Below are 23,197 nucleotides of genomic sequence, written 5' to 3'. Positions count from 1 at the left end.
AAGGTGGTCCCGCAATGACACAGGCTTCGGAATCCCCCAGTCTGCTGGCCACGCTCCCCGGCCGCTGGTACACCGATCCCGCGGTCTTCGCGCGGGAACAGGCCGACGTCTTCGAGGCGTTGTGGTTCTGTGCGGCGCGCGAGGCGGAGCTGGACCGGGCGGGCGCCTTCCGTACCGTCGCGGTGGGCCGCGAGAGCGTGCTGATCGTCCGGCACCGGGACGGCGGGCTGCGCGCCTTTCTCAACGTGTGCCGGCACCGCGGGGCCCGGCTGTGCGTCGAAGAGGCCGGGGCGGTCCGCGGCAGCCTGCGCTGCCCGTACCACGCCTGGACCTACGACCTGGACGGGCGGCTGGTCGCGGCGCCCAACCTGCGGAAGATGCCGGACATCGACCGCGAGGAGCGCGGGCTGGTGCGGGTGCGGCTGCGCGAGTGGCTGGGCTACGCGTGGGTGTGCCTGGCGGCCGAGCCGCCCTCCTTCGAGGAGACGGTGGTCGGGGCGGTCACCGAGCGGCTCGGGGACCCGGAGGCGATCACTCGCTACGGCGTCGCGTCACTGGCCCTGGGGCGTCGGATCCGCTACGAGGTGCGGGCCAACTGGAAGTTGATCGTCGAGAACTTCATGGAGTGCTACCACTGCGCGGCGATCCACCCCGAGCTGACCCGGGTGCTGCCGGAGTTCACGGAGGGCCTCGCGGCCCAGTACCACGTCGGGCACGGCGCCGCGTTCGCGTCGGGTGTGCGGGGCTTCACCGTCGACGGCGGCCCGGGCTTCGGCCGGCTCGCCGGCGTCGCCGACGAACAGGACCGCCGCTACTTCGCGGCCACCATCCGGCCTCAGGTCTTTCTGAACCTGGTGCCCGACCATGTGATCGTGCTGCGGATGACCCCGCTCGCCGTGGACCACACGGTGGTGGAGTGCGACTGGCTGTACGCCCCGGAGGTCGTCGCCTCGGGGCGGGACCTGACGGCGTCGGTGGAGCTGTTCCACCGGGTCAACACCCAGGACTTCGCGGCCTGCGAGCGCACCCAGCCGGGGATGGGCTCACGGGCCTACCGCGGGGGCGGGGTGCTGGTGCCCAGCGAGCACCACATCGGGGGGTTCCACGCCTGGGTGGCGGGGCGGTTGGCGGGGCCGGGCGGCTCGGACGGCGACCGGGCGGGTGCGCGGGGCGGCGCGGCGAGTGCCGGTGGCGGTCCGCCCGGCGCGGGTAGCGGTCCGGCAGGAGCGGACGGCGGTCCGGCAGGAGCGCAGAGCGGCCCTGCGAGTGCCCAGGGCGGCGCGGCGGGTGCGCATGGCTGAGCGGGACGGCGGCACGGGGGACGCGTCGGCCGACGCCTCGCTCGCGGAGTTCGGCTATCGCCCCGAACTGCAGCGCACCCTGGGGAGCTTCCACACCTTCGCGGCCGGTATCAGCTACATCTCCATCCTCACCGGCACCTTCCAGCTCTTCTACTTCGGCTTCGGACAGGGCGGGGCCGCGTACTGGTGGTCCTGGCCGGTGGTGTTCGCCGGGCAGCTGCTGGTGGCGCTGTGCTTCGCCGAGCTGGCGGCCCGCTACCCGGTGGCCGGCTCGGTCTACAACTGGGCGAAGCGGCTGGGCAACCCGCATGTGGGCTGGCTGGCCGGGTGGATGATGCTGGTGGCCTCGATCGTGTCGCTGGCCGCGGTCGCGCTCGCCTACCAGATGACGCTGCCGCGGATCTCGTCGTCCTTCCAGATCGTCGGGGACGGCGAGGGGCGGTACGACGCGGCCACCAACGCCGTGCTGCTGGCCTCCGTGCTCATCCTCTTCACCACGCTGGTCACCGCCTTCGGGGTGCGGCTGACGGCCCGCATCAACACCGCCGGTGTCTTCGTCGAGCTGATCGCCACCGTGCTGCTGATCGTGCTGCTGGCCGCGCACGCGGTGCGCGGGCCGGACGTGGTGCTGGACACCGGGGGTGTCGGCGCCGGGCAGGACCTGGGCTACCTGGGCGCCTTCCTGACGGCCTCACTGGCCTCCGCGTACGTCATGTACGGCTTCGACACGGCGGCCTCCCTGGGCGAGGAGTCGCTGGACCCCGCGCGCAACGCGCCACGGGCGATCCTGCGGGCGCTCGTCGCCTCCTTCGTGCTGGGTGGGCTGGTGCTGCTGCTGGCGTTGATGAGTGTGGGCAGCCTGGACGCCGAGGAGCTGTCCTCAGACGGGTTGCAGTACGTGGTGCTGGACGTGCTGGGCGGGGCGGCCGGCAAGGCGATGCTGTGGTGCGTGGTGATCGCGGTGACGGTGTGCGCGCTGGCGGTGCACACCGCGGCCGTCCGGCTGGCGTTCGCGATGGCCCGGGACACCAACCTGCCCGCCGCGCCGCTGCTGGCCCGGGTCAGCCCACGGTTCCGCACGCCGGTGCTGCCGGCGGTGGTGGTCGGGGTGCTGGCGCTCGCCGTGCTGGCGGTCAACATCCGCCAGCCGCAGATCTTCTCGGTGGTCACCAGCATCGGCATCATCATGATCTACCTGGCCTATCTGCTGGTGACCGTGCCGATGCTGGTGGCCAGGGTGCGCGGCCGGTGGCGGTCGGAACCGCCGGGCGAGGGCCGCGGGACGGCGGGCGCGCGGCGGTTCACGCTGGGGCGGTACGGCCTGCCGGTCAACGTGCTGGCGGTGGTGTGGGGCGCGGCCATGACCCTGAACCTGGCCTGGCCTCGCTCGGCGGTCTACAACGCCGCGCCCCCGCACCACTGGTACCTGCGCTGGGGCGCTTTCCTCTTCGTCGGCACCGTCGCCCTGGGCGGCTTCGCCTACTACTGGTGCGTCCAGCGGCACCGCACGGGCGTCCTCGCGGAGCACGCCGCCGAGTCCGCCCACGCGGACCGCCGAGACCCGTAGGACGCGTAGGACACGTAGGACGCTTGGGGCCCGGGAGCCGCGTGGGTCCCGGGAGCCTGGTGGGTCCCGGGAGTCTCCGGCACCGCCACCGCTAGGAGGCCGGGGCGGCCGGGGCGGCCGGGGCCGCTTCCGGGCGGCGGTACATCCGGGTGGCGGTGATCTGCCCGTGGACCTGCTGCTCGCCCTCGGCCGCCGCGGTCGGCAGACCGGGGCGCAGATGCTCCTCCACGCTGATGTACTTCAGCCCGGCCCGCAGGTCCGCGTCGTTCCGCAACCGGATGACCAGCGGGAACTCGGCCAGCGCGGTGGTGTCGAAGAGCCCGGTGGTGTAGAGCAGCTGCACGCCCAGCGCGTCGGCGACCGCCCGCTGAAGCTCCAGCAGATAGGTGGCGTTGGCGCGGCCGATGGGGTTGTCGAGGAACAGCGTGCCCGCGTGCCGCTGCTTGTCGCGGCCCCGGTCGTTGCTGCGCAGCGCCGCCATGGTGCAGTACAGCGCGATCGCCGCGGTGAGCAGCTGGCCGCCGGAGAACACGTCGCCCATCTGGCCGACGGGCACCCGCTCGGCCCGCAGCACCGCGTCCGGCTTGAGGATCTCCACCGCCACGCCGCGCGGCTGGAGCGCCGCCTGGACGCCGCGCAGCAGCAGGGTCATGCCGTCTCGACGCAGGTCGGAGTTCTTCTTCACGGCCGCGCGGGTCGCCTCGTCGATGACCTCGCCGAGGCGCTCGGTCAGCGTGGCCTGGTCCGGGTCCTCGAAGCGGATGCGGAGGAACTCCTGCCCGGACCACTCGCCGAGCCCCTCCGGCAGCCGGGACAGCCGCTGCGCGGAGCGCAGGGTGGCCAGGCAGGACTCGACCAGTCCGCGCAGCCGGTCGACGATGCTGTCGCGGTTGCGCTCCAGCTGGGCCAGCTCGTCGGTGAGCACCCGCAGCCGGGGCGCGAACGCCTCCGACCAGGCGCGCGCGTGGTCGGGCAGCGCGGCGGCGGGGAGTTCGCGGATCTGCTGCCGGGCTGGGGTGCGCACCTGCTCGAAGCGGGTGGAGTTGGCGTGCCGCACCAGCACGTCGCTCGCCTCCCGTACGGCCGCCTCCGCCTGGGACAGGTCGCCGGCGCAGCCGCGCAGCGAGCGCCGCGCCTCGGCGGCCGCCTGCCGGGCCTCGGCGAGCGAGCCGGTGTACGGCTCCGGCCGCTCCGCCGCCTCGTCCTCCTGCTGGTGATCCCGGAGCAGGTCGCGCAGCATGGCCGCGGTCTCGTCGAAGCCGCCGGCCGCGTCCTCGGCCGCATGGTGGGCGCGCTGCAGCTCGCCGTGGGCGGTGCGGGCGGCCTCCAGGGCGTCGGTACGGGCGGCGAGTTCGCCGTTGGCGGTGCGCAGCAGCTCCTTGGCGCGGTCGGCGTCGCCCGGGACCAGTTCCTCGGGGAGCTCGGTGTGCGCCTCCTCGCCGTCGGCGGGGGCCAGCCGCTCGGCCTCGCCGCGCAGTCGGCCCAGCTGCTCGCTGGCGGTCGAGGCGCGCGACTCCAGCATGTGCACCAGCGACTCGGCGCGCGCGGCCGCCGCCTGCCGGGACGGCCCGTCGGCGCCGTCGGGGCCCTCGAGGAGCTGGGCGGCGCGGGTGCGGACCTTGTTGGTGAGCCGGTCCAGCTCGGCCAGCGCGGCGCTCTCGTCGCTCTCCGCGCGGGCCTGCTCGGCGCGCAGGTCGGCGCCGACGCCGACCTTCTCGTACACCTGGGAGGCCGCGCGGTAGGCCTCGCGCAGCGCCGGCAGCGAGGCGGTGGGACGCTTCGCCGGCTCCTCGCCGAGATCGTCCGGTGCGCCGGCGATCTCGGCGCGCTCGGCGCGCAGCGCGCGGGCGGTGCGGTGCGCGTCGTCGGCCGCGCGCTGGGCGGCGCGGCGGTCCTCGTCGGCCGCGCGGGCGCGGTCCACGCAGGCCGCCGCCCGCTCCTCGTACTCGGCGGCCTCGTCGGCGAGCTCGCGCAGCCGCGTCTGCCAGGCGGCGCGCTCCCGCAGCCGGAAGGCGAGGCCGGCCAGCGCGTCGGCCGCGCGGCGGGCCCGCTGGGCGGCCTCCTGCCGTTCGTCGCGCACCCGCGCGGACTCGGCCGCGGCCTCGTCGGCCTCGACTCGCGCGGTGCGCGCCGCCGTCAGCCGCTGGTGGGCGGCGTCGGCGGCCGCGCGGGCGGCCTCGGCGGTCGTGGCCAGTTCGGCGAGCCGGCCCGGCGGGCAGCCCTGCCGCCAGGAGGACAGCCGTGCGGCCAGTGCCCGGTCGCCGCCCAGCCGGGCGGCCAGCGCGCGGATCTCCTCATCCCGGGCGGTGGCGCGGGCGCGCAGCGCGTGCCGCTCGTCGTCCGCCGCCCGCTCGTCGTGCATCGCCGGGTTCGGCGGCACCAGGAACACCCCGGAGTCCCCCGCCTCCGGACCCGGCACGGGCTCCAGCAGGGCCGCCGCCGTGCCCACCGCCACCGCCGACCGCGGCAGCAGCGACGCCCCGCCGAGCACCTCGCGGGCGCGCGCGTGGGTGTCCGGGTCGGTGATGATCACACCGTCCACCAGCTCGGGGCGCGCGGCGAGCACCGCAGCGTGGTCGGCCGGGTCGACGGCCTGGGCGAGGTAACGCCAGCCGGGCAGCGCGGGGATGCCGTGCTCGCCCAGGTACTCCACGGCCGCCAGCACGTCGGCGCTCGGCGGCAGCAGCCCGCCGTCGCCCAGCGCCCCGAGGATCCGCGCGTCGTCCGCCGCGGCGGTGCGCAGCTCGAACAGCTGACGCTCCGCCGACGCGACGCTCTCGTCCAGCAGCTCCCGCAGCGCGTCGGCGTTGCGGTCCAGCTCCTCGGCGGTCAGCGGTCCCTCCGCGCGGGGCGGGCCCGCCGGGCGCGGGTCGCGCGAGGCGGAGCCGGCGCGGTGTCCGCCGCGGGCCGCGGCCGCGGTGGCGCCGCCCGCGGGGGCGGCGTGGTCGGTTGCCGTGCCGCCCGCGGGCTCGACGCCGTCGGCGTCGTCCGGGCAGGCTTCGCCCGGCAGGTCCTCGTCGGCCGGGTGCGCGGCGGAGGCGGTCACGCCGCCGGAAGCGGGCGAGCCGTCGGAGGCGGCGGTCCGCTGGCCGGTGGCCCCGGGTCCGACCTCGACGGTCGTCGTGGGCTCCTCGCCCGCGCTCGCGTCCTCGACCCGGGCGGTGACCTCACCGGGCGGGCGGGCCTCGGCGGGGAGGGCGGCACGCCCCCGAGGACGCTCGGCGGGCGCCTCCGTGAGCTCGGCGGGGGCCGCGTCGGCGTCGGCCTCGTCGACGCGGACGGTGATCCGTCCGCCGGGCCGGGACTCGGCGGCCTGGGGGCGCCGGGAGTCACCCGGCCGCCCCGCGCGGGGGCCCGGGAGCTCGACGGCGACCGGGGCCGCCGCCTGGGGCAGGCCCAGGAGCTCGACCAGGCGCTGTTCGGCGCCCAGGGACTCGGCGGCGCGCCGCTCGGCCTCATGGGCGGTCTCGGCGGCCTGCGCCGCGTCCACGGCGCGGGCCGCGGCGAGTTCGGCGCGGGAGTGCTCGGCCGCGGCCTCGCGGGCCTGCTCGGCGTCGAGTCGGGCGGTCTCGCGGGCGCTGTCCCAGGCGGCGACGGCGGTCTTCTCCGCGTCGCTGGCGGCCAGGGCCGCCCGCGCGGGGTCGGCGTCGGGGGCGGAGTCGTCGAGCCAGCCCGCGCGGACCGCCTCGGCGGTCTCCTGGGCGACCTCGGCGAGCCGCTGGCGCAGGTGGTCGGCCTCGCTGCGGGCGCGCTGGGCGTCGGTGGCGGCCTGGGTGGCGTCGCGGTGTGCGGCCTCGCCGGTCTGCTGGAGGACCGCGGAGCGCTCCTCCTCCTCGTTGGCGAGCCGCTCGCCGTCCGCCGCGGCGGCGTGCAGGGCGCGCACCAGGTCGGCGGCGGCCTCGGCACGGGCGGCGAGGGCGGGGGCGGCGTCGCGCTCGGCCTCGCGGATGGCGACGGCGACCCGCGCGGAGCGGTCGGCGGCGGCGCGGTGGCGCAGCACGGTCTCGGCCGCCTGCCAGGCGGAGTGCAGGGTGCGGGCGTCGTTGAGCTCGCGGCGCTGCGCGGCGGCGCCCTTCTCCGCCGCGGCCAGCGCCAGCGAGGCGTGGCGGTAGGCGATCTCGGCGGCGATCAGCGATGCGCGGCCGCGGGACCGCTCGGCCTCGGTGACGGCGTCCGCGGCGGCGGCCACCTGCTCGGCCAGCTCGACGGCGCGGCCGCGCTCCTCGGCGCCGCGGGCGGAGAGCCGGCGGGCCAGCGTGCGGGTGCGGCGCTCGGCCCCGGCGTGCACCCCGCGGGCCTGTTCGCGCTGGTCGGCGGCGGTCGCGATACGGGTCAGCAGGTCCAGCGAGCCGGCGGTGAAGTCGCGCTCGGCGGTCAGTTCGGCGCGCCGGCCGAGCTTGTGCGCGAAGCCGTGGACGAGGTCGGCCAGCCCGTCGGTGTCGCGGGTGTCGGTGACCGCGCGGAGCAGCAGGTCGGTGAAGTCGGAGTCGTTCTTGACCGCGAACAGGCCGGCGGCCTCGCCCTCGTCGGCGTTCATCTCGCGCTGGTAGCGGAAGAGCTCCGGGTCCAGGCCCAGCTCGCCGAGGTGCTCGTTCCAGCGCTCGTGGATCTCGATCCAGACGACGTCCAGGTGCGGATACGCCTTACTCGCCTCGGTGATGGCGTCACGGAAGCCCTTCATGGTGCGGCGGCGGCCGCGGGCGGTGGAGGCGCCCTCGACGGCGGGGCGCACCGCGGCGGACTCGGCGACCGGCAGCGAGTCGAGGCTCAGCCCCGGGCCCGGCCGGAAGGAGTACCAGGCCTCGGCGAACTTCCGCGGGTCGTTCGAGACCTGTCGGCCGCGCCACTCGCTGACCTTGCCCACCACGACCGTCTCGCCGGTGACGGTGTGCTGCCACTCCAGGGCGACGTGCCCGCAGTCGTCGGCGAGCAGGAACTTGCGCAGCACGCCGGAGCTGGCGCCGCCCAGGGTGTTGCGGTGGCCCGGCAGCATCACCGAGAAGATCAGCTTGAGCAGCACGGACTTGCCGCCGCCGTTCTCCAGGAAGAGCACGCCGGCGGGGGCGGGGCGGCGCGGCGGGCCGACCGGCTCCTCCTCGAAGAACTCCGCCTGCGCGGGCGCCGGGCTGGGCACCGGCGCGCCGACTCCGCGAAGGTCCAGCACGGTGTCGGCGTAGCGCGCACCGGCGGGCCCGATGGAGTAGAGGCGGACCCGGGACAGCTCGTACATGGCGGCGGACTCTCGTTGTCGTGGTCGTAACGGGCAATCACAGAACGTGCGGGGTGCCGGGGCGCGGCCCGGCGGTGCCCGCGCGGAAGCCCCGCGCGGGCACCGGCTCAGGAGTGGAAGGGCAGGCCGGCGTCGGCGACCAGGTCGAGGTCGTCGCTGTCGTCGGGCGGCAGCAGGGTGGCGCTGCCGTCGCCGACCGGCACCACTCCCAGCTCCAGGAGCTCCGCCATGGCGGCGCTGCCCGCCATGTCGCGCACCTGGAGCTGGTAGCGCGCGGTGGTGCGGAAGGCGCCGCCGGCGTCGTCGCCGGTGCGCTGGAGGAAGCCGGAGTCGACGAGGAAGGCCACCGCCTTGCCGACGATGCCGGTGGTCGAACCGGCCAGCCGCCGGGCGTCCTTGGTGGCGCCGGTGGCGCTGCGCCGCGCGTACACCCGCCAGGCCGCCTCCAGGCCGGGGGCGTCGGAGGCCGGGTCGGTGTTCTCGCCCTCCGTCTCGGCGCGCTCCTCCAGCCGGCGGCAGGCCTGCCGGACGAAGGCGTCCACGCCGTTGACCGTGATCCGGCCGATGTAGCCGTCGTCGGCGAGGTCCTCGGGGCGGGGGAAGGCCATGGCGGCGACCGCGAGGTGGGCCAGGCCGTGCAGGAAGCGGTCGGCGGAGTCGGCGGCGGTGCGACGCGCGTAGTCACCCATCCGCACGGCGAAGACGGAGTCCTCGGCGGCGGTGACGGCCATCCCCGCGCGGGTGGAGACCTCCAGCACCACGAGGCCCAGCCCGGCGGCGATCGCGTCGGCGAGGCGCGCGAAGGCCGGGTCGTCCCGGTGCCGGCGCAGCAGCTCGGCGTATTCGACGTCCCGCGCGGGCAGCAGCTTCGGCTGGAGCCCGAAGGCGACCAGCCGCGCGGCGTCCGCCGCGTCCGCGGGGGTCACCGCGCTCGGCGCCGCGTGGTGCGCCTCCGCCGCACGGGGCGGCTGGGCCGGCTGTGCGGTGTCGTCGGCGTCGTACGGGTTCATGCGGGGAGCTCCTGGGGGCGGGCGAGGACAGGGGTTGCGGCCGGTGCGGCACCGCCGGCCCGCGCCGTCCACGGGGCTCGCCGGCGCGGTGGGACGGGGTGGCCGCCCTGGCCGGAGGCCGCGGGGTGCGCGCGGTGTGTCCTGGTCACGACGCCTCCGCGCGGTCGGCGGCCATGGCGGCCGCGTCCAGCAGAGCGGTGCCGACGATGAGGTCGGCGCCGCCGAACTCCGGGTCGTCGAGCGCGGTGCCGTCGTCGACCGCGAAGAGCAGCCGGGGCTCGCCCTGGCGGTAGGCGGTGCCAACCGGGGGGCTGGCGGCGTGCACGGCCAGCAGGGCGAGCAGGTAGGGCAGCTCCGGGTCGGTGCGCCGGGCCTCGGCCAGCAGCCCGGAGAGCCGGCGCGGGGCGTCGGGCGGCAGGTCGAGCAGGTCCATGGCGGCGGCCAGCTGCTCCTCGCTGAACCGGCTGTCGTCGGGGGTGGCGATCAGGTCCGGCTCGGGCATCTCGGCGCCCAGGTGGGCGCGCTCGACCGGCGGGGTGAGCAGCAGGTCGACCAGGTCGCCGACGCGCACCGAGGCGGGGGTGCGCAGCCCGGTGCCGTGCGCGAAGAAGGCGTCGGTCACCCGGATCGCCTGCTCGACGGGGAGCGGCAGCACGGGGGCGACCAGTTGCCCGTACAGATCGAGGCCGGCGCGGGCGGCCGGGGCGGCGAACGCCTGCCGGTCCTGCTCCGCGCGGAACAACGGCCCGGCCTCCAGCAGCCGGGACTGGAGCTGGGTGTGGCGCCGGATGCAGTCCTTGACGATGTCCACGAGCTCGGCGGCGCGCCGCTTGTTCTCGGGTCCCTCGGCCTCGTCGCGGGCCTTGCGGATGTTGGTCAGGATCGCGTTCTCGTGGCGGTAGCGGTCGGCGACGTGCTCCAGCGCCTCGGCGATCATGTCGGGCACGCCGCGCAGCCAGTCCACGGCGCGCACGTTGCGCCGGGTGGCGTCGAGCGTGCGGCGCAGCGTCTCCGAGTACTGCACCGTGCGGTAGCGGGCCTGCTCGGCGGCGAGTTGTGCGTCGGCGAGCCGGCCGCGGCTGATCAGCACCTCCAGCTTCACCTCGGCGGCGATCTGGGCGCTGGTGACGTCGGTGTCCAGGGCGCCGACCAGGACGTTGACGGCCTCGTCGGTGGTGCGCAGATAGACCCCGCCGCCCGGACCGGGCACCTCCTCGATCAGCTTGAAGTCGTAGTCGCGGCGGACGTAGCCGCCGTCGGCGTCGAAGGTGCCGTAGACCGCGCGGAAACCGCGGTCCACGCTGCCCACGTTGATCAGGTTCTCCAGCACCCAGCGGGCGACCCGCTCGTGCTCGGCGGCGGGCCGCTCGGGCGTCTGGGCGGCGACCCGCGGCACCAGGCGGGTGACTATCTGCTCGTGGTCGGCGCCGGTGTCGAAGTCCATGTTCAGCGTGACCAGGTCGATGGCGGCCAGCGCCACCTCCGCCATCGCGTAGACCCCGAACTCACCCGCGAGGTTGGCCTTGCGCACGTCGAGGTCGTGCAGGGGCGCGGTGCACGCGAGCGCGCGCAGCCGACGCGCCAGGCCCTCGTCGGCGGCCGGGCCCGGGGCAGCACGGAACTGCCCGTTGAGCTGGGGCGCAGCGGCCCCCGGGGGTGCAGAAGTCACGTCGCACAGCGTAGGCGGTCGCACCGACAACGGACGAAACGGCACGGCTCCGCCGGGCGCCCCGCGGGTCAGTGTGTGGCACCGCCCACAGCCCGGATGTCGGAGCTCCGGGCGACGGCGGCGGCCGTGATCGCCCGTAGGCCCTCGGCGACGGCCGCCACCGGAAGCGAGGGCTCCGGCCGGTCGGTGACCTGGTCCGGAGCATACGGGACGTGGACGAAGCCGCCGCGCAGCGCCGGCCGCTCGGTGGCGATCAGATGCATCAGCCCATAGAAGACGTGGTTGCAGACGAAGGTGCCGGCGGTCTGGGAGACGGCGGCGGGGAGCCCCACCGCGCGGACGGCCGCGACGCACGCCTTCACCGGGAGGGCGGCGAAGTAGGCGGCCGGCCCGCCCGGCACGATCGGCAGGTCGATGGGCTGGGCGCCCGCGTTGTCGGGGATGCGGGCGTCGTCGAGGTTGATGGCGACCCGCTCCACGGTGATGCCGGGACGCCCGCCGGCCTGCCCGACGCACAGCACCAGCAGCGGGTCCTCCGCCTCGACGGCCGCGAGGAGCGTCTCCCGCGCCGCCCCGAAGACACAGGGCAGCTCGACGGCGGCGAAGGAGACGCCGGGCAGCGGTCGTGCCGTCGCGGCGCGGACCGCCTCCCAGGAGGGGTTGGTCCGCTCGCCGTCGAAGGGTTCGAATCCGGTCAGCAGGACGCGGGTCATCTGCGGCTCCTCGGGGGGCGTGGACCGCGCGGTCAGAAGGCGAACGCGGCCATGATCACGATGTTGCAGCCGAGCAGCGCCACGGCGGTGGGCAGCTGGGCCTTGATCGGGCCGTACTGGTCCTTCAGCTCCAGCAGGGCCGCCGGGACGATGTTGAAGTTGGCCGCCATGGGGGTCACGAGGGTGCCGCAGAAGCCGGCCAGCATGCCGATCGCCAGCACCGCGGCGGGGGTGCCGTCGAAGTGCTCGACCAGCACGGGCCAGCCGACGGCGGCGGTCATCACGGGGAAGGCGGCGAAGGCGTTGCCCATGATCACGGTGAACAGCGCCATACCGACGCAGTAGACGACGACGGCGATGTACAGCGAGTCCTCCGGGAGCACCTTGGTGGTGAGCTTGCCGACCTGGGTGCCCACTCCCGCGACGGAGAAGATCGAGCCGAGGGTGGCGAGCATCTGCGGGAGCAGCATCGCCCAGCCCATGGCCTCCAGCATGGAGCGGCCGGCGTGCACCGGGGTGGCGACGCGCCGTTCGCGCAGCATGACCATGCCGACCCCGAGGGCGACGACCGCCCCGATGCCGAGCCCCAGGATGGTCTCGCTCCCCTTCTGGAGGATGGGTTCGCCGCCGATCGACAGCTCCTTGACGCCGACGGCGCAGGCCATGGCGACGACCGGGATGGTGAGGGCGGGCACGAAGAGCCGGTTCCCCAGGCGGGCCGCGCTCGCGGCGCGCTGCCGCGGGGTGGTGGTGCGCACCTCGCCGCGCCCGGTGAAGCCGAAGCCGGCCAGCGCGGCCATGGCCAGTACGGCGACGCCGAGGGGTTCGGCCGGGGCCCGCTTCTCGGCGACCCAGCTGCTGTAGACGAAGCCGGCGCCCAGCAGCCCCCAGAAGGCCGCGGTGCCATACCGCTTGGGGTTGGTGCGGTCGGCGGCCATCTGGGCCGCCATCACCAGGAAGATGGCTCCCACCAGCCAGAAGAACCACTCTGCCTTGATCACTTGATGACCTCCGGGGCGTCGTCGGCGGTGCGGACGGGGCCGGCGTTCGCGGCCAGGAGCTCGCGCTCCAGCTGCCGGTCCAGCCGCAGCAGCCGCCAGCCGTGGACGACCAGGGCGCAGACCGCGGTCGGGATCGCCCACAGGGCGAGGTGCAGGGGCTCCAGGTGGGTGTCGTACGTGGTGTTGACGAAGCCGGTGATCAGCAGGATCGAGCCGACCGCGAGGAAGACGTCCTCGCCGAAGAAGAGTCCGACGTTGTCCGCGCTGGCGGAGAAACCTGATCTTCTCCCTGGCCTTGTCGGGCAGCGGCCCGAAGCGGCGCTCCGCGGCGCCCTCGGCCATGGGGGCGACCAGCGGGCGCACGGTCTGCGCCGGGCCGCCGACGCTCACCAGGCCGACGGCCGCCGTGATCTGGCGCAGGGCGAGGTAGAGGGTGAGGAAGCGGCCGGTGGTGAGCTTGGCGAAGCGGGCGATGAGGGTGCGGGCCTGCTCCTGGAGGCCGTAGCGCTCCAACAGGCCGATGACGGGCAGGGTGATGGCGAAGATGGTCACCGCACGGCTCGACGCGAAGCCGTTGCCGAAGGCCGCGAGCACTTCGCGGGGCGACAGGCCGCCGAGCAGTCCGGTGGCGATGCCCGCCACTCCCACCACCAACAGGGGGTTGCGTCTCGTGGCGAAGCCGACGACGACCACGAGCACGCCGAGGAGAACGATCATGCGTCCGCCTTCCAGGCAGGACCTCACGGAGGGGTGAGGAGGCTGCGACGGAGGCTAGGCGATTGTTCAACGATCCGACAAGAGGTTGATTCGGGTTCTCTTTTCGGCGTCTCGGCGGCCACCACGCGGCGGCTCCCGGCCCCGGCGGAGCCGCCCCTACGGGGCGACGCGCTCCGCGTACGCCCCCGACAACTGCCGCCGGGAGTCCTCCAGATAGGCGGCGAGCAGTCGCTCCGCCTCGGCCGCGTCACCCGCCTGGAGCGCCTCCAGGATCTGCCGGTTGCGGGTGAGGTACGGCGCGTGGAAGCGGCGCGGGTCGTCCATCACATGGAAGACCAGGCGCAGTTCGGCGAGGACGCCGCGCATCAGCTCGTCGGTGCGCGCGCTGCCGGCCAGCGCCACCACGGCCTGGTGGAAGCGGATGTTGGCGGTGGACAGCTCCTGCCACTCCCGCGCCGCCGCGGCCCGCTCGCCCGCGGCGACCGCCGCCTCCACCGCCTCCAGCGCGTACGGCGGCCGCCCCAGACCGCGGACCGCCCCGCACTCCACGAGCAGGCGCACCCGGTAGATGTCGAGGATGTCCTCGACCGTGACGACCCGCACGAAGACCCCGCGGTTGAGCTGGTGCACCAGCAGCCGCTCGTGCGTGAGCAGCCGGAACGCCTCGCGCAGGGTGTTGCGGGAGACGCCCAGCGCGCCACCGATGCTGTCCTCGGACAGTCGGGTGCCGGGCGGGAAGAAGCCCTCCGCGATCCGGTCGCGCAGGATGTCGGCGACCCGCTCGGCGGTGCTGGTGCGACCGAGCAGCGCCCGGTCGTCCGCGAGCCCCGACACCGCCACCGCCTCGGCCAGCCGCTGTTCGGCCCCGTTCGTCACGCTTCTCTCCCTTTTCACCCCTCGGCACCGACCCGTTCGTGTCCGCGCCGCACCCCTGTGCCCCGAAGCCCCGAAGCCCCGAAGCAGGGGAAGTACAGCCGAGATATCAGACCGAAACAACATTCCTCTTGTCGGATCGTTCAACAATCTCTACGTTAGGCCGACATGACCACCATGGAAACGAGCACGGCCGCGCGCGGCGCAGACCTGGTGATCGACCTCAACGCCGACCTCGGCGAAGGCTTCGGCCGCTGGCGGTTGACCGACGACGACGCCCTGCTCTCCATCGTCTCCAGCGCCAACGTCGCCTGCGGCTTCCACGGCGGCGACCCCTCGACGATGCGGCGGGTCTGCGAGCTGGCCGCCGAGCGCGGCGTGACCATCGGCGCGCAGGTCTCCTACCGCGACCTGGCCGGCTTCGGACGGCGCGCCATGGACGTGCCGCCGCGCGAGCTGGCCGACGAGATCGCGTACCAGATCGGCGCCTTGGAGGTGTTCGCCCGCGCCGCCGGATCGCGCGTGCGCTACGTCAAGCCGCACGGGGCGCTCTACAACCGCGCGGTCCACGACGAGGAGCAGGCCGCCGCCGTCGCCGAGGGCGTACGGCTGGCCGCCGCCGAGCCGCTGCCGGTGCTCGGGCTGCCCGGCTCCCGGCTGCACCACGCCGCCCGCGCCGCCGGGCTTCCGGTGGTCACCGAGGCCTTCGCCGACCGCGCGTACACCGCCGCCGCGACCCTCGTACCGCGCGGCACGCCGGGCGCCGTGGTCAGCGACCCCGACACCGTGGTGTCGCGCGCCCTGGCGATCGCCCGCGACCGCGCGGTGGACTCGATCGACGGCGACCGACTGGCGGTGGAGGTGCGGTCCCTGTGCCTGCACGGCGACACCCCCGGCGCCGCCGCCCTCGCGCGGCGCGTCCGGGACGAGCTGGCGACCGCGGGCGTTCGGGTGGAGGCTTTCGCGTGACCGGCGCGGCCCCCGGCCCCGGTGCACCGACGGCCACCGCCCCCGCCCTACGCGACGTCTCCGCCGCGGGCGAGGCCGCCGCCGTAGGCGAGGCCGACGTGGCATGCGAGGCCGTAGGCGAGGCTCCCGCCGTAGGCGACGCCCGCGCGGCACGCGAGACCGTGGGCGACACCCCCGCCATGGGCGACGCCCGCGCGGGCCGCGACGCCCGGCCGCCCGTGGGCGTCCGTACGGTGCCCGGTGGCCTGGGGGACCGCGCGGCGAACGCGGAGGCTGTCGCGTCCCCGCGATCCCCCGGTGCGCCGGAGATCCGGGTGCGCGGTCTGCCGATCGGCGAGCACGCGCTGCTGCTGGAGGTGGAACCGGCCGAGGGTGCGGACGGACCCGAGGCGGCCGAGGCGCTCCACGCCGAAGTGCTGCGCCGCGCGGAGGCGCGTGAACTGCCGCCCGTGCGCGTCGTCGTCCCGGCGGCGCGCACCGTGCTGCTCGACGGGGTCGCGGAGCCGGCCCGGCTCGCCGCCGAGGTGGCCGAGTGGCGCGTCCCGCCGCTCGCCCGCGACCACGGCCCCACCCTGGAGATCCCGGTCCGCTACGACGGCCCCGACCTGGCCGACGTCGCCGCGGTGTGGGGGGTGGCGCCCGAGGAGGTGGCACGGATCCACGCGGCCACCGAGTTCCGGGTGGCCTTCTGTGGCTTCGCGCCGGGCTTCGGCTACCTCACCGGCCTCCCGCGCGAGCTCCATGTGCCGCGCCGGGACACGCCCAGGACCCGGGTGCCGGCCGGCTCGGTCGCTCTGGCCGGCCCCTACACCGGCGTCTATCCGCGCTCGTCCCCCGGCGGCTGGCAGCTGATCGGCACCACGGACGCGGTGCTGTGGGACACCGCGCGGACCCCGGCGGCCCTCCTCTCTCCCGGCACCCGCGTGCGCTTCGTGCCGCGCGGGGGCGCCGATGTCCCTGAGAACGTCGAAGGCCGCGAGGCCACCGGAGACCCGGAGGACGCGGTCGACGCCGCGCGGGCCCTCGGGACGGAGCCGCCGAGGACCCGGAAGGGAGCGCGGGCGAAGTGACGGACAGCGCCTTCGCGGTGGTGCGGGCGGGTGCCCTGACCACCGTCCAGGACCTGGGCCGGGCCGGCCACGCGCACCTGGGCGTGCCGCGCTCCGGCGCGCTCGACCTGCCCGCGCACCGACTGGCCAACCGGCTGGTCGGAAACCCCGAGCGGGCCGCCACCCTGGAGACCACGCTGACCGGCTGTGCGCTACGGGTGCGCCGCGCGGTCACGGCGGCCGTCACCGGCGCCGCCTGCGCGGTCACCGTCGACGGCCGCCCCGCGCCGTGGGGCGCGGCGTTCCGGGTGCCCGCCGGCGCGGTGCTGGAGGTGGGCCCGGCCATCCACGGCGTACGCGGCTATCTCGCGTTCGGCGGCGGGATCGACGTGGAACCGGTGCTGGGCAGCCGCGCCACCGATCTGCTCTCCGGTCTGGGGCCCGCTCCCCTGGCCGACGGCGCCGTGCTGCGGCTCGGCGCCGCCCACGGCCCGCCGCCGGCGGTGGACGCGGCCGCCGGTGCCGGACCGGCGCCGGAGCTGGTGCTCCCGGTGCTCCTCGGGCCGCGCGACGACTGGTTCACCGCGCGGGGCCTGCGCACCCTGGCGACCGGGGACTTCCGCGTCTCGGCGGCCAGCAACCGCATCGGACTGCGCACCGAGGGACCGGCGCTGGAGCGGGCCCGGGACGGGGAGCTGCCCAGCGAGGGCATGGTGCTTGGCGCGCTCCAGGTGCCACCCGCCGGCCGCCCGGTGCTCTTCCTCGCCGACCATCCGACGACCGGCGGCTACCCGGTGGTCGGCGTCGTCCCCGAGCCCTGGCTCGCGGCCGCGGCGCAGGCGGTGCCCGGCACCCCGCTCCGCTTCGTCCCGCGTCGCCCGTACGGCCGATGAGCCGGTCACCCGGAGGGCCGCTGAGCCTCCGGGCGCCGGCCTGGAAACGCGGTCGGCGGCCAGGCGCAGGCAGCACTCGGCTGCACGGGTATCGGCCGCCGCACGGCCCGGGTCGGAGCCCCGCCCCGCCGGACCCGGGGCCGGAGCGCGACGGCGGGGCCCAGGTCGGGGCGCGACGGCCGGACCCGGGGAACACCCGCCCGGGCCGGAGCGTGACCCCGGCCGGGCCCGGGCGGGAGCGCGCCCCGGCGGGGCCCAGGTCGGCCGCAAGGCCGGGCCCGGGTCGGAAACCGGCCGTCCCGGCTCGGGAAACGGGCCGCCCAGGGTCAGAGCGCCGGTGGGCCGTAGCCACCGCCGCCTGGTGTGCGGATGACCAGGACGTCGCCCGCGGCGCACTCCGCGGCGGCGCGGCCGGCCAGACTCTCGACGGTGCCGTCGGCCCGCTCGATGCTGTTGCGACCCAGCTCGCCGGGGCCGCCACCCGCCATGCCGTACGGCGGCACCCGGCGGTGGCCGGTCAGCAGCGCGACCGTCATGGGTTCCAGGAAGCGGATGCGCCGGGTGACGCCGCAGCCGCCGTGCCAGCGGCCGCGGCCGCCGCTGCCCGCGCGGATCGCGAAGTCCGCCACCCGCACCGGATAGCGCCACTCCAGCACCTCGGGGTCGGTCAACCGCGAGTTGGTCATATGGGTCTGCACGGCGTCCGCGCCGTGGAAGCCGTCGCCCGCCCCGGACCCGCTGGCCACGGTCTCGTAGTACTGCACGCAGTCGTTGCCGAAGGTGACGTTGTTCATGGTGCCGGACCCCTCGGCCTGGATGGCGAGCGCCGCGTAGAGCGCGCCGGTGACCGCCTGGGAGGTCTCGACGTTGCCGGCGACGGTGGCGGCGGGGTGGGCGGGCGCGAGCATCGAGCCCTCGGGGACGCGGATCTCCAGCGGCTTCAGACAGCCGCTGTTGAGGGGGATGTCCTCCGCGATCAGAGTGCGGAAGACGTAGAGCACCGCCGCCATGACCACGGAGGTGGGCGCGTTGGCGTTGCCCTCCTGCTGCGCGGAGGTGCCGGCGAAGTCCAGTACCGCCGACCGCGCGGCGGGGTCCACGCGCAGGGCGACCTGGATGACCGCGCCGTCGTCGGTCTCGTAGCGGTACGAGCCGTCGCGCAACGCCGTGATGACGCGGCGCACGGACTCCTCGGCGTTGTCCTGGACGTGCCGCATATAGGCGTGCACCACGTCCAGGCCGAACTGGTCTACCATACGGCGCAGTTCGCGGATGCCCTTCTCGTTCGCGGCGACCTGGGCCCGCAGGTCGGCCAGGTTGGCGTCGGGCGCGCGGGAGGGGTACGGGCCCGAGGTGAGCAGGGCGCGGGTCTCCTCCTCGCGCAGCCTGCCGTCCCGCACCAGCAGCCAGTTGTCGAAGAGCACGCCCTCCTCCTCGATGGTGCGGCTGAAGGCGGGCATGGAGCCGGGGGTGACGCCGCCGATCTCGGCGTGGTGCCCGCGCGAGGCGACGAGGAACAGCAGCCGGTCGCCGTCGTCACCCTCGGCACCCTCGTCATCTTCGGCGTCGTCGAAGACGGGGGTGACGACGGTGACGTCGGGCAGGTGGGTGCCGCCGTGGTAGGGGTCGTTGATGGCGTACACGTCGCCCGGCCGCATCACGTCCCGGTTGCGGCGCAGCACCTCCTTGATGGACTCCCCCATCGAGCCCAGGTGCACCGGGATGTGGGGGGCGTTGGCGATCAGGTTGCCGTCCGCGTCGAAGAGGGCGCAGGAGAAGTCGAGGCGTTCCTTGATGTTGACGGAGTGGGCGGTGTTCTCCAGCCGCACGCCCATCTGCTCGGCGATGGCCATGAAGAGGCTGTTGAAGACCTCCAGCAGCACCGGGTCGACATCGGTGCCGACCGCCGTGGTGCGCGGCCGGGGGCGCGCCCGCGCGAGCAGCAGGTGGCCCCGGTCGCCTACGGTGGCCCGCCAACCGGGGTCGACGACGGTGGTGGCGTTCTCCTCCGCGATGATCGCGGGTCCGGTGACGGTGTCACCGGGGCGCAGCGCGGAGCGCTCGTGGAGCTCGGTCCGCTGCCAGCGGCCCTCGCTGAACATGCGGACGCCCCCGGCGGGGCGCGGCGGCCCCTCGCGCGGCGGCAGGTCGACGGCGTAGCCCTCGGTGTCGGAGGCCGCGCCGACGGCCTCGACCGATACCGCCTCGGCGACCAGCGGCTTGTCCATGGTGAAGGCGTAGCGGGCGCGGTGGGCGCGGACGAACTCCTCGCTCATGGCGGTGGCGTCGGCCAGCGCCACCGGGATGGCGGAGTCGGTGCCGGCGTAGCGCAGGTGGACCCGCGCGGCGGTGCTGATCGACTCCTCGGGGACGCCGTCGGCGAGCAGCTCCGCGCGGGTGCGCTCGGCGAGTCCGGCGCAGACCTCGCGCACGCGCGGAAGCGCCTTGGCGTCGCCCAGTTCGGCCTCCACGGCCTGCTCACGCATGGCGGTGGCGTCGGCGACCCCGATGCCGTACGCGGAGAGCACACCGGCGAGCGGCGGCACGATGACGGTGTCGACCCCGAGCGCGTCGGCGACCGCGCAGGCGTGCTGACCGCCGGCGCCGCCGAAGCTGGTGAGGGCGTAGCGGGTGATGTCGTGGCCGCGCTGCACGGAGATCTTCTTGACGGCGTTGGCCATGTTGAGCACGGCGATGTCAAGGAAGCCGGCGGCCACCTCCTCGGGCCCGCGGCGGTCGCCGGTGGCGGCGGTGATCTCCTCGGCGAGTCGGGCGAAGCGGGCCTGGACGGTGTCGGCGTCCAGCGGCTGGTCGCCGTCCGGCCCGAAGACGGCGGGGAAGTGGGCGGGCTGGATCCGCCCGAGCATCACATTGGCGTCGGTCAGGGTGAGCGGACCGCCCCGCCGGTAGCAGGCGGGGCCGGGGTCGGCGCCGGCCGAGTCGGGGCCCACGCGGTAGCGACGGCCGTCGAAGTGGAGCACCGATCCGCCGCCCGCCGCGACGGTGTAGATGTTCATCATGGGGGCGCGCATCCGCACGCCCGCGACCTCGGTGCCGTAGACCCGCTCGAACTCGCCCGCGTAGTGCGCGACGTCGGTGGAGGTGCCGCCCATGTCGAAGCCGATCACCCGGTCGTGTCCGGCCTCCCCGGAGGACCGGGCCATGCCGACGACGCCGCCGGCCGGCCCGGACAGCACCGCGTCCTTGCCGCGGAAGTGCGCGGCCTCGCGCAGGCCGCCGTTGGACTGCATGAACATCAGGCGGATGCCGGGCAGTTCGGCCGCCACGTCCTCGACGTAGCGGCGCAGGATAGGCGAGAGGTAGGCATCCACGACGGTGGTGTCCCCGCGCGGTACGAGCTTCATCAGCGGGCTGACCTCGTGGGAGCAGCTCACCTGGGTGAAGCCGGCCTCGCGGGCGGCCGCTCCGACCGCCCGTTCGTGCGCCACGTGCCGATAGCCGTGCAGCAGCACCACCGCCGCGCTGCGGAACCCGTCGTCGTGGGCCCTGCGCAGATCCCGGGCGACCGCGTCCAGGTCCAGCGGCCGTACGACGCCGCCATGGGCGTCCACCCGCTCCGGCACCTCGATCACCCGGTCGTACAGCGCCTCGGGCAGCAGGATCCGCCGGTCGAACAGGCGCGGCCGGTTCTGGTACGCGATGCGCAGCGCGTCCCGGAAGCCCTCGGTGATGACGAGCACGGTGGGGGTGCCCTTGCGCTCCAGCAGGGCGTTGGTGGCGACCGTGGTGCCCATCTTGACCACGGCCACACGATCGGCCGGCACGGGTTCGTCGGGGCCGAGGCCCAGGGTCCGCCGGATGCCCGCGACGGCCGCGTCCCGGTAGCGCTCGGGATGGTGCGACAGCAGCTTGCGGGTGACGAGCCGTCCGTCCGGCCGGCGTCCCACCACGTCGGTGAAGGTGCCGCCGCGATCGATCCAGAACTCCCAGCGCTCCGTCGTCATCCCGCCATTGTCGCAGCGGAATGTCCCGATATGGGAGGACGGCGACGGGCGGCGGTACAGGGAACGGCGGGGCGAAGGCGACGGAGATCGGGCCGCGGGACACGGGCGACGCGGGTGAGCGTCGGCACGCCGACGACGGCAGGCCGACGGCGGAACGCCGGCCCGAGCGCGCGGCCCGGCCCTGAGCCACGACGGGACGCCGGACGGCTTCCGCCGGCACGCCCCTACGCCGCGACGGTCGTACGAGCGGGCGCCCTCCACGGCCGCGAGGGCCTCCTCCGTCGCGCGCCGGACCCGGTCGTCGAGGAGGTGATCGGTGCGCGGGAGGCGGTGGCGGGCCTCCGCGGCGGCGAGGGAGAGCAGCCCCGCAGCAGGTCGATGCAGCGGTCGACGACTGCGTCCCCGGTCCCGCGGCTCAGGACTCGGCGCTCGGGCCTCGGCGCTCGGGCCCGGGATCCACGGCCTCCGGGGGTGCGTCCCCGGTCCCGCGCCTCAGGACTCGGCGCTGGGCAGCGGCCCTCGGGCCTCGGACAGCCGGTGCTCGGCCCTCGGGCCTCGGACGGCCAGTGCTCGGACCTCGGGCCTCGGGCCTCGGGCCTCGCGTCAGACCGACGTGGTGTCGGGGCCGAAGCGGCTGCGGACCGCGGTCTGGACCTCGGCCTCCTCGGCCGGGTCGGTGGCCAGCCGGCGGAGTTGGGTGACCACGCGGTCGTCGGCGGTGGCGGCATGGCGGGCGGCGAGTTCGCGGGTGCTCTCCTCGCAGTCCCACAGGCACTCGACGGCGAAGCCGGCGGCGAAGGAGGGATCGGTGGCGGCCAGCGCGTGGGCGGCGCGGCCGCGCAGATGGGAGGACGAGGTCTCGCGGTAGATGTGCCGCAGCACGGGAGCGGCGCAGCCGATGGCGAGGCGGCCGGCGCCGTCGACGAGCGTCCACAGCACGCGGGCGTCGGGCCCCTCGGCGCGCACGGTCCGGCGCAGTGCGGCGAGCACGAGGCTCGCGTCGTACTGTCCGCCGCGGCAAGCCAGCATCGCCGCGGCCGCCTCGCCGAGGGCGTCCGGTCGGGGCGCCCAGACGCGGGCCCGGTCCAGGGCCGCGACGCTGCGCATCCGGGAGAAGGCGGCGAGGGCGGCCTCGGCGACCAGCGGCGAGGTCGGGCCGATGACCGGCGACGACACCTCAAGGGCGAGGTCGTCGCCCCGCTGCCGCAGGGGCTCGGCGGGCGACTCCGGCGCGGAGCCGGGGACGCCGGTGCGGGCGGCCCGCACGGGGACGAAGCCGGTGACGGCGGCCTCGATCAGATCGAGGACCTCGGGGTCGCCGGTCTCCGCCAGGTGGCGCAGGGCCGCCGCGCGGGCGGCGTCCGGGGCGCCCGCGGCGGCGGCGAGCAGTTCGGGGCGGTCCTCCGGGCCGGCGACGGCGGCCAGGCAGCGCGCCGCGGCGTCGTGTCGGCGCGCGCCGGGGAGCGCGTCGAGCGCGTCCTGCTCCCCTTGGGCCCATCGCAGCACGTCGCGAACGCTCCAGCCCGGGCGCGGGCCGGTGGGCCGCAGCTGGCGCTGCCAGCGGTCGAAGGCGCCGCGCTCCTGGGCGGCGCGCACCCGGGCGCCGAGCTGCGGATCGTCCGCCCACAGCCGCCAGGGCCGGGGCTCGTACGCGCCGCGCACCGCGGCGGCGAGCTCGGCGTCGCCCTCGGGTGAGGCGGGGAACCGGCCCAGGATCGCCGGGGCGAGACCGCGCAGCCCGCCGTCGTCGTCGCGGAGCGCCAGCTCGTCCAGCGCCCAGGTCCAGTTGGTCCCGGAGGCCGCGTAGCGGCGGAGCAGCAGCAGGGCGTCGTCCCGCCCGTAGGAGGCGAGGTGTCCGAGGACGGACAGGGCCAGGCCGGTGCGCTCCTCCGCGTCGTCCAGGAGATCGTCGGGGTGAAAAAGGTGCTGTTCGATTTCGCCGAGGTCACATTGGAGATCCAGGCAGAGGCGCGCGTAGTAGAGCGAGCGGTTCTCGACCTGCCAGTCGCGGCGGGGATCACGCAGCACACAGTGGTGCAGCGCCGCGAGCGCCTCGGCCCGCGGCGCCGCGAGGGCGTGCAGGGTCCCGTCGCCACGGCCTCTCTGCAGGAGGCCGAGCAGCGTGCCGCTGGGCGCTATGTCTGGATCGAACATGAGGTCAGCATCCGGTGCGGGGTATTGGGGTGGCAACGGGATTTCCGTCGACCGCCATTCTTGCCGGTGTCCGGCCGTGTATGCCC

The 23,197-nt window shown here is 75.7% G+C and carries 13 protein-coding genes and 1 pseudogene; 5 read left to right on the top strand and 9 right to left on the bottom strand.

Annotated elements, in window-relative coordinates; all coding sequences use genetic code 11:
- Positions 1 to 14: 14 nt before the first annotated feature.
- Together CD790_RS09995 and CD790_RS09990 are read left to right on the top strand one after the other, a co-directional pair.
- The gene (locus tag CD790_RS09995; RefSeq protein ID WP_144382669.1) at positions 15 to 1,301 is read left to right on the top strand and encodes an aromatic ring-hydroxylating dioxygenase subunit alpha; all 1,287 of its coding nucleotides are present in this window, start codon (positions 15 to 17) and stop codon (positions 1,299 to 1,301) included.
- Complete coding sequence (locus CD790_RS09990) at positions 1,294 to 2,868, top strand: APC family permease (protein ID WP_144382668.1); 1,575 nt, start codon at positions 1,294 to 1,296, stop codon at positions 2,866 to 2,868. Before CD790_RS09995 ends, CD790_RS09990 begins: the two co-directional genes overlap by 8 nt.
- 91 nt (positions 2,869 to 2,959) lie before the next feature.
- On the opposite strand, the gene CD790_RS09985 is transcribed toward CD790_RS09990, so the two are convergent.
- The 7 genes and pseudogenes from CD790_RS09985 to CD790_RS09955 all read right to left on the bottom strand — a co-directional run bounded on the left by CD790_RS09985 (position 2,960) and on the right by CD790_RS09955 (position 14,084).
- A complete protein-coding gene (locus CD790_RS09985; protein ID WP_144382667.1) occupies positions 2,960 to 8,098 on the bottom strand; it encodes a hypothetical protein in 5,139 nt (1,712 codons plus the stop codon).
- Positions 8,099 to 8,205: 107 nt separating this feature from the next.
- A complete protein-coding gene (locus CD790_RS09980; RefSeq protein WP_144382666.1) occupies positions 8,206 to 9,108 on the bottom strand; it encodes a hypothetical protein in 903 nt (300 codons plus the stop codon).
- 145 nt (positions 9,109 to 9,253) lie between these two features.
- On the bottom strand, positions 9,254 to 10,777 hold the full coding sequence (locus tag CD790_RS09975; RefSeq protein WP_144382665.1) for a hypothetical protein: 1,524 nt from the start codon (positions 10,775 to 10,777) through the stop codon (positions 9,254 to 9,256).
- Between the two features lie 68 nt (positions 10,778 to 10,845).
- Positions 10,846 to 11,490 (bottom strand): pyroglutamyl-peptidase I, encoded by a 645-nt coding sequence (gene pcp / locus CD790_RS09970; protein ID WP_144382664.1) that lies wholly within the window; start codon positions 11,488 to 11,490, stop codon positions 10,846 to 10,848.
- Positions 11,491 to 11,522: 32 nt separating this feature from the next.
- The gene (locus CD790_RS09965) at positions 11,523 to 12,491 is read right to left on the bottom strand and encodes a DUF979 domain-containing protein (protein ID WP_144382663.1); all 969 of its coding nucleotides are present in this window, start codon (positions 12,489 to 12,491) and stop codon (positions 11,523 to 11,525) included.
- Positions 12,488 to 13,208 (bottom strand): annotated as a pseudogene (locus CD790_RS09960) (DUF969 domain-containing protein). Before CD790_RS09960 ends, CD790_RS09965 begins: the two are co-directional and overlap by 4 nt.
- A 156-nt stretch (positions 13,209 to 13,364) precedes the next feature.
- Positions 13,365 to 14,084, bottom strand: a complete 720-nt coding sequence (locus tag CD790_RS09955) for a GntR family transcriptional regulator (protein WP_260867449.1) — start codon at positions 14,082 to 14,084, stop codon at positions 13,365 to 13,367.
- Between the two features lie 165 nt (positions 14,085 to 14,249).
- Between CD790_RS09955 and CD790_RS09950 the strand changes: the two genes are divergently transcribed.
- The 3 genes from CD790_RS09950 (at position 14,250) to CD790_RS09940 (ending at position 16,992) form a co-directional block, all read left to right on the top strand.
- On the top strand, positions 14,250 to 15,050 hold the full coding sequence (locus tag CD790_RS09950; protein ID WP_144382662.1) for a LamB/YcsF family protein: 801 nt from the start codon (positions 14,250 to 14,252) through the stop codon (positions 15,048 to 15,050).
- A 314-nt stretch (positions 15,051 to 15,364) separates the two neighbouring features.
- Complete coding sequence (gene pxpB / locus CD790_RS09945; protein WP_313956491.1) at positions 15,365 to 16,120, top strand: 5-oxoprolinase subunit PxpB; 756 nt, start codon at positions 15,365 to 15,367, stop codon at positions 16,118 to 16,120.
- The gene (locus tag CD790_RS09940) at positions 16,117 to 16,992 is read left to right on the top strand and encodes a biotin-dependent carboxyltransferase family protein (RefSeq protein ID WP_144382661.1); all 876 of its coding nucleotides are present in this window, start codon (positions 16,117 to 16,119) and stop codon (positions 16,990 to 16,992) included. Before pxpB ends, CD790_RS09940 begins: the two co-directional genes overlap by 4 nt.
- A 326-nt stretch (positions 16,993 to 17,318) precedes the next feature.
- Here the strand turns inward: CD790_RS09940 and CD790_RS09935 are convergent, their stop codons facing one another.
- Positions 17,319 to 20,957 carry a hydantoinase B/oxoprolinase family protein gene (locus CD790_RS09935; protein ID WP_144382660.1) on the bottom strand — a complete coding sequence of 1,213 codons (3,639 nt, stop codon included), beginning with the start codon at positions 20,955 to 20,957 and terminating at the stop codon, positions 17,319 to 17,321.
- Between the two features lie 603 nt (positions 20,958 to 21,560).
- The gene (locus tag CD790_RS09930) at positions 21,561 to 23,111 is read right to left on the bottom strand and encodes a HEAT repeat domain-containing protein (protein WP_144382659.1); all 1,551 of its coding nucleotides are present in this window, start codon (positions 23,109 to 23,111) and stop codon (positions 21,561 to 21,563) included.
- Positions 23,112 to 23,197: the final 86 nt, after the last annotated feature.

The organism is Streptomyces sp. SAJ15 (assembly GCF_007595705.1).
Classification (GTDB): domain Bacteria; phylum Actinomycetota; class Actinomycetes; order Streptomycetales; family Streptomycetaceae; genus Streptomyces.
The sequence above is the reverse complement of the archived record's forward strand: the minus strand, read 5'-3'. Positions and strand labels throughout refer to the sequence as shown.